The organism is Pseudomonas sp. 05T35 (genome assembly GCF_056396605.1).
Map to the genome: position 1 here is coordinate 1 of NZ_JBFTLU010000267.1, position 6,061 is coordinate 6,061.

Annotated in this window: 4 protein-coding genes and 2 pseudogenes; 1 reads left to right on the plus strand and 5 read right to left on the minus strand. The window is 60.4% G+C overall.

Going from position 1 to position 6,061, the window contains the following annotated elements:
• A pseudogene (locus tag AC1DH9_RS19425) lies at positions 1-236 on the plus strand (dienelactone hydrolase); the annotation flags it as partial.
• A gap of 11 nt (positions 237-247) precedes the next feature.
• On the opposite strand, the pseudogene AC1DH9_RS19430 reads toward AC1DH9_RS19425, so the two are convergent.
• The 5 genes and pseudogenes from AC1DH9_RS19430 to efeU form a co-directional block, all read right to left on the minus strand.
• Positions 248-1,443 (minus strand): annotated as a pseudogene (locus AC1DH9_RS19430) (MFS transporter).
• A gap of 224 nt (positions 1,444-1,667) precedes the next feature.
• A complete protein-coding gene (gene efeO / locus AC1DH9_RS19435; protein ID WP_427540043.1) occupies positions 1,668-2,492 on the minus strand; it encodes an iron uptake system protein EfeO in 825 nt (274 codons plus the stop codon).
• A 34-nt stretch (positions 2,493-2,526) separates the two neighbouring features.
• Positions 2,527-3,825 carry an iron uptake transporter deferrochelatase/peroxidase subunit gene (gene efeB, locus AC1DH9_RS19440; protein WP_427540046.1) on the minus strand — a complete coding sequence of 433 codons (1,299 nt, stop codon included), beginning with the start codon at positions 3,823-3,825 and terminating at the stop codon, positions 2,527-2,529.
• Positions 3,826-3,843: 18 nt separating this feature from the next.
• Positions 3,844-5,043 carry an iron uptake system protein EfeO gene (gene efeO / locus AC1DH9_RS19445; protein WP_427540049.1) on the minus strand — a complete coding sequence of 400 codons (1,200 nt, stop codon included), beginning with the start codon at positions 5,041-5,043 and terminating at the stop codon, positions 3,844-3,846.
• Positions 5,044-5,051: 8 nt separating this feature from the next.
• The gene (gene efeU, locus AC1DH9_RS19450) at positions 5,052-5,903 is read right to left on the minus strand and encodes an iron uptake transporter permease EfeU (protein WP_427540052.1); all 852 of its coding nucleotides are present in this window, start codon (positions 5,901-5,903) and stop codon (positions 5,052-5,054) included.
• Between the last annotated feature and the right edge of the window lie 158 nt (positions 5,904-6,061).

Below are 6,061 nucleotides of genomic sequence, written 5' to 3' on the forward strand. Positions count from 1 at the left end.
AGCTACCCGTTGCTCCGGATTTCAAACTGCTGGCCGGGGCCGGGCATTTCGTGTTCATGGCACCGTGTACCCAGGAGCAACTCGCGGCGATGCCGGCCTTGTGCACCGATGCTGACGGCGTTGACCGCGCGGACATTCACCGCAACCTGATCTCCGAGGCGGGGCGCTTCTTTGCCCAAACCCTGAGCAAGCCGAGCGGGGCGGGGATGCAGACGGCTGACCAGACGTCGCCGTAGGCGTCGGGGCCTTAAGACGGGCTGAGCGCTGAGCGACGTTTCAGCAGCAGGGTCAGCCCGAGTCCGGTGATCGACAACAGCGCCGCGCAGAAAAAAATCCACGAGTACCCCAGGTTCAGCACCACCGCGCCCATCAACGGCCCGGCAATTGCCAGTGCCAGATCGAAAAACACCGCATAGGCACTCAAGCCGGCGCCACGACTGCTGTTTGGAACTTGCTTGATGGCCTCGACACCCAATGCCGGGTAGACCAGCGACAAACCGAACCCGGTGAGCCCGGCGCCAATCAACGCCACTGCCGTCGAAGGCGCCAACCAGAGCAGGCCCAGCCCCAGGGTTTCAATGCTCATGCAGGCGATGGCCGAGTTGAATCCGCCAAAGCGGTTGATGCTGGAGATAAACAGCAGGCGCGAGAGGATGAAACAGATGCCAAAGACCGTCAGGCACCAGGCTGCACCGGTCCAGCCGCGACTGATATAGAACAGGGTAATAAAGGTGGTGAGCGTGCCGTAGCCAATCGAAGCCAGACTCAGGCTGGCGCCAAAGGGGGCGACGCGCCCGAACACCGCCCAGAACGGCAACCGCTCACCGCGAATGACCGGCACGAGGGTTTGTTGCGAATCAGCAGCAACGCCGCCAGCGCCAGCACCGAGAGCGCAATCCCAAGGCTGACGAACCCCAACTGACCGACCATCACCACACCCAAAGGCGCACCAATGGCAATTGCGCCATAGGAGGCAATACCGTTCCAGGAAATCGAGCGGGCGGTGTGTTCGGCACCGACCTGGCCCATGCACCAACTGATGGTGCCGACGCCGATCAAGCCTTGGGCGATCCCCAACAACAATCGGCCGCCGATCAGAATCATCAGGCTCAGCAACGGCAGGCTCTGCAACAAGGTCGACAGCAACGTCAGCACGCCACTGAGCATGATCCCCAGTAACCCGTAGACAATCGCCCGTTTGGTGCCGATGTTGTCAGACATACGGCCCGCCATGGGCCGGCTGAGCAGGGTGGCCAGGTACTGCGAGCCGATGGTCAGCCCGGCAATGACAGCGCTGAAACCCAGCTGTTCATGGACATAGCCCGGTAACACCGCAATCGGCAGACCGATGCAGAGAAACGCGACAAAGGTATAAAAAACGATGGAGACGATCTGCAGGGTGATCGCCGTGGAACTGGCGGGAGGCGTTTGTTGCGCAGACATGAGGGCTCGTTCGCGGGCGGGCGGTTAGAGAGCTGCATCATGGCGCGGGCCTGAAATAAAAGGAAGCAGGCTAACGGTTGTTTTCAGAGGAAGGGTTCCTTTCATACCGCCATCGCGAGCAGGCTCGCTCCCACACTGGATCTGTGTCTGACCACACTGTTGTGATCGACATAGAACCCATGTGGGAGCGAGCCTGCTCGCGAAGGCGTCAGTTCAGACAACGCTTAGTTCAGACCCAACTTCCCACGCAGGGTCGACAAGTCTTCCGCCAGGGTATTGACCGGGCCGACCAGCGCCTTGCGGTCGTTTTCCTTGACCTTGTCGTAGGTCTCGAAACCGCCGCCAGCGGTTTTGTACTTGGCCAGAATCGTGTTCACGCTGGCGAAGTTCTTGTCGACTTTGGCGACGAAGGCCTTGTCCTGTTTCTCGAGTTGCGGACGGAACAGGTCGACGATTTTCTTCGCGCCGTCGATGTTGCCCTGGAAGTCATACAGGTCGGTGTGGCTGTAGCGGTCTTCTTCGCCGGAGATCTTGGTGGCAGCGACTTCTTCGAGCAATGTAGCGGCGCCGCCCACGACTTTTTCCGGTGGGAAGGTCAGGCCGGCAACGCGGGCTTGCAGGTCCTTCACGTCTTTGTTCAAACCATCGGCCAGGTCACCAAGGCCCTCGGTGGTTTTCTCGGAGAACAGGCTGTATTCGATGCGGTGGAAACCGGTGAAGTCTTCAGCCTTGACGCCTTTTTCGTGGTCGTTGACGCGCGAGTCGATGGACGCATCGAGGTCACTGAACAGTTCGGCAATCGGCTCGATCGACTCGTAGTAAACACGGGTGGGCGCATAGAGTTTTTGAGCGGCGGCCAGGTCACCTTTTTTCACCGCGTCGGTGAACTGCTGGGTGTGGCTGGCAAACCCGTCGAGCTGCTCAGTGACGTAGATTTTGTAATCCGAGATCGGCCCCACCAGATCCAGCGGCGCTGTGGCGGCGAAAGCCGACAGTGGAGCGTGGAGCAAGCCAAGGGCAACCAGCAAGGCGAGAGGCGACTTTTTCATGGGACTTTTCCGTGAGTTTGTTGTGTTTAGGGGGTTAAGCCGTGGTTTTCGGTTGAGTAGCATCGAGCAATGAGCGACCGATGAAATCCTTGTCGCCGGTTACGCCCGGCAAGGTGAAGAAATAGCCGCCGCCGATGGGCTTGAGGTATTCCTCCAGAGGTTCACCGTTGAGTCGGGTTTGCACAGTGATGAACCCGTTGTGCAGATCGGCCTGGTAGCAGATGAACAGCAAGCCCATTTCCAGCTGGCCGTTTTTGCTCACGCCGTTGGAATAATTGAACGGCCGACGCAGGATCAGGTTGGCCTGGGTCGCGGCAGTGCGCGGGTTGGCCAGACGGATATGCGCGTCCATTTTGGTCAGCTTGCCGTGGGGGTCTTTGGCGTAGTCCGGGACCTGGCTTTCATGGCTGCCGCCAATGGGCGCGCCGGTACTTTTGACCCGACCGAGAATGCTTTCCTGTTCTTGCAGTGGCGTGCGATCCCAACGCTCGACGAGGTTGCGGATAATCCGCACCGCCTGATAGCTGCCATTGGCCGCCCAGGCCGGCTCATCGCTGCCCGGTTGCACCCAGACAATCTGCTCCATGGCTTTCTTGTCGTTGGAATCCGGGTTGGCCGAACCGTCACGAAAACCGAGGAAATTACGCGCACTCTGCGCAGGTGTTCCAGGCTTGGCCGGCGCTTGCGGCGGTACGCTGCCTTCCTGTTTCCAGCGCACCAGCAGCAGGTCCGGCAGGTTCTTCACGATGTCGCGCAAGGCGTGAATATTGGTGTCGGCGGTGTTGGCGCAGAACTGCAGGCTCAGGTCGCCGTGGCAGAGCTCGGGTTGCAGTGCATCGTTGGGGAAGCCGACCATGCGGATCAATCGCTTGGGCTTGGCGCTGGCCAGGCCGAAACGTTCGTCGAACAGCGATTCACCCACCGAGACGGTGATGGTCAGGTTGTCGGGTGTCACCACCGGGCCAAGAATTCCCGAGTCCACGGGTGGGAACTTCGGGTCGACCTGAGCCACCGGGCCACCAGTCATCAGGAATGCAATGCGCTGGTTCAACGTGCGAAACAGCCGCTCGAGGTCTTCGCGGTCGGTGGCCAATACATCGAACGACACCAGCATGCCGCACGCCGGGCGCGGCGTGACGATGCCGGTCTGGTGCTGGCCGTGGAAGTCATGGCGATCCTGGGTTTTGTCGCTGTTCGGTGCTTCTGTGACTTGTGCCGGGCTGGCGGCCATGGCCGGGCAGCTCAACGTGCTGCCCGCCAACGCGACACCGGCGGCGCTCATGCCCAACAGTACGCGGCGACGCTGGGCATTGATCTGATTTAAATCGTTCATCTGAATAGGGTCTTCTGCTTATAGGCCGGAGAGGCCAAGGGAGGGATCGATTCCATCGAGTGCATCGGCCAGAACCTTGGCCTTGTCGGCGATTCGTGTGCGCTGATCGGCGCCGACGCTGTCGTAACTGCTATAGCCGTCTTTGACTCGCAAGCCATTGAGTTCGGCATCGAGAGCGTGGGTGGCCGTGTCCAATCGGCTCAGCAACGCGGCGTCAGGCTTGGCCAGTAACGGACGCAGCAGATCGATCACTTTGCGGGTCACGTCCAGGTTGGCGGCGAAACCATTAAGGTCGATGTGGCTGTAACGTTCTTCCTCACCGCTGCTGGCGCGTACATCGGCCATGTTGCGGAGATTGCGGGCAACGATGCTCACCAGTTGCTCGGGCGGCAGCGACTGGGCCAGCAGTTGCTGTTTGAGTTCAGTCACATCGGCGACCAGACGCTGGGCAACCGGCGCCAGACCGTCGATGTTTCGTTGCTGGAACAGCGCGTACTCGAGGCGGTGGAAGCCAATGAAGTCCGGATCCTGCTCACGCTTTTCAAAGTAATCGGCGCGAGCGTTGATGACCTTGTCCAGTTCGGCCAGGCGTTGAGCCGCCGGGGCGATACGTTGATAAGCAACGCGGGCCGGCACATAGAGTGCCTGGGCCTGACTCAGGTCACCGGCGTCGATTGCCTGTTGCAACGCGCTGACAGCGTTGATCAGTGCGGTGCCCTGACTGCTCAGGTAAACCCGAAACTCCGACAACGGGCCGATAAACGCGACCATCGACGGACGTGCCTGCGCCGCAGCATCCGACGCGGCAGTGGGCGTGACGTGCAGCGTGCCGCGCGGATTGCTGAGCAAGCCGCAGGTAATCGCATAATCACCCGGCAGCAGGTTGGCGGTGATCACCTGGCTCAGGCCGGGGGCGATGTTTTCGCGTTCCTCAAGCACCAGCACGCCATCGAGGATCTCCCATTCAACGGCGCGATCCGAGTGGTTGACGATGCGAAAACTGCTGCGGCCCGCCGCAACGGTCAGCGCATTCGGCTCGCAGCTGTGCGGATTGATCGTGACGGTGATCTCGTCATGATTTGTCTGACGCTTGGCCGCGGCCATTTGCGATGCGTAGTAGAACAACCCGCCGGCGGCGATCATCACGATCACCGAGCCGGCCACCGCCCAGCGCAGGGCGCGGGGAGGCGAGGTCTGAAGAGGGGCCTGGTTTGACATGAATGCCCTTAATGGCTGGAGACGGAAGAGGGTGGCGTGGCGGCCGGTTTAGACGGCGCGCCAGTCGGGAGGAAGAACATCACCAGCGCGACCAGCAGATAAATCAGGTAGACGCCGAGGGTGCTGACGGTCGGGGCATCCTGATAACCGAACATGCCGGCCAGCACCGAACCCAACGGGCCATCCATCGGCAGGGTTGCGCTGAAATCGAAGAGCACGGTTTGCAGGTGATTCCACAGCCCGGCTTCATGCAGTGCGCGCACCGAGCTTGCGAGAATGCCGGCCGCCACCACCAGGATGAACAGCCCGGTCCAGCGGAAGAACGCCGACAGGTTCAGGCGCATGCTGCCGCTGTAGATAAGGAAACCGATGACCATCGACAGCAGTAGGCCGAGCAGGGCACCGATCGGCGCCCCGGGGCCTTCGCTTTGCTGGAATACCGCGAGCAGGAAGAACACGGTTTCCAGGCCTTCGCGGGCAACCGCGAAAAACACCATGGCGATCAGCGCGGTGACCTGGTGTCTGGAGCCGGCCAGCGCATGGTCGAGGGAAACGTGCAGCGAATGCTTGATCGAGCGCGCGACCTTGCGCATCCAGAACACCATGGAGCTCAAAACCGCGACGGCGATCAGGCCGATGACGCCCTCGAAGAGTTCCTGTTGTTTTTGCGGGAATTCAGCGCTGACCAGTTCCAGGCCACCGCCCACCAGCAGGGCCAGCGCGACGGCGAGGAAAACCCCGATCCACATGGCGGGCATCCATTGGCCGCGTCCGGTTTGCTTGAGATAGCTGGCAATGATGCCGACGATTAACGCCGCTTCAACGCCTTCGCGCAGCATGATCAGGAAAGGAACCAGCATTCAGCACCGCATCATCTATAGAGTGGAGGCTAATTTGTAACATAATGATACTCATTACTAAATAGAGATGATTGTCATTAGCCTGAACGGCAGCTGAACGAGTCAAAAGATCGATGCCTGCGCTAAGATGGCCGACCAACAAAAACAGGGTTCACCAC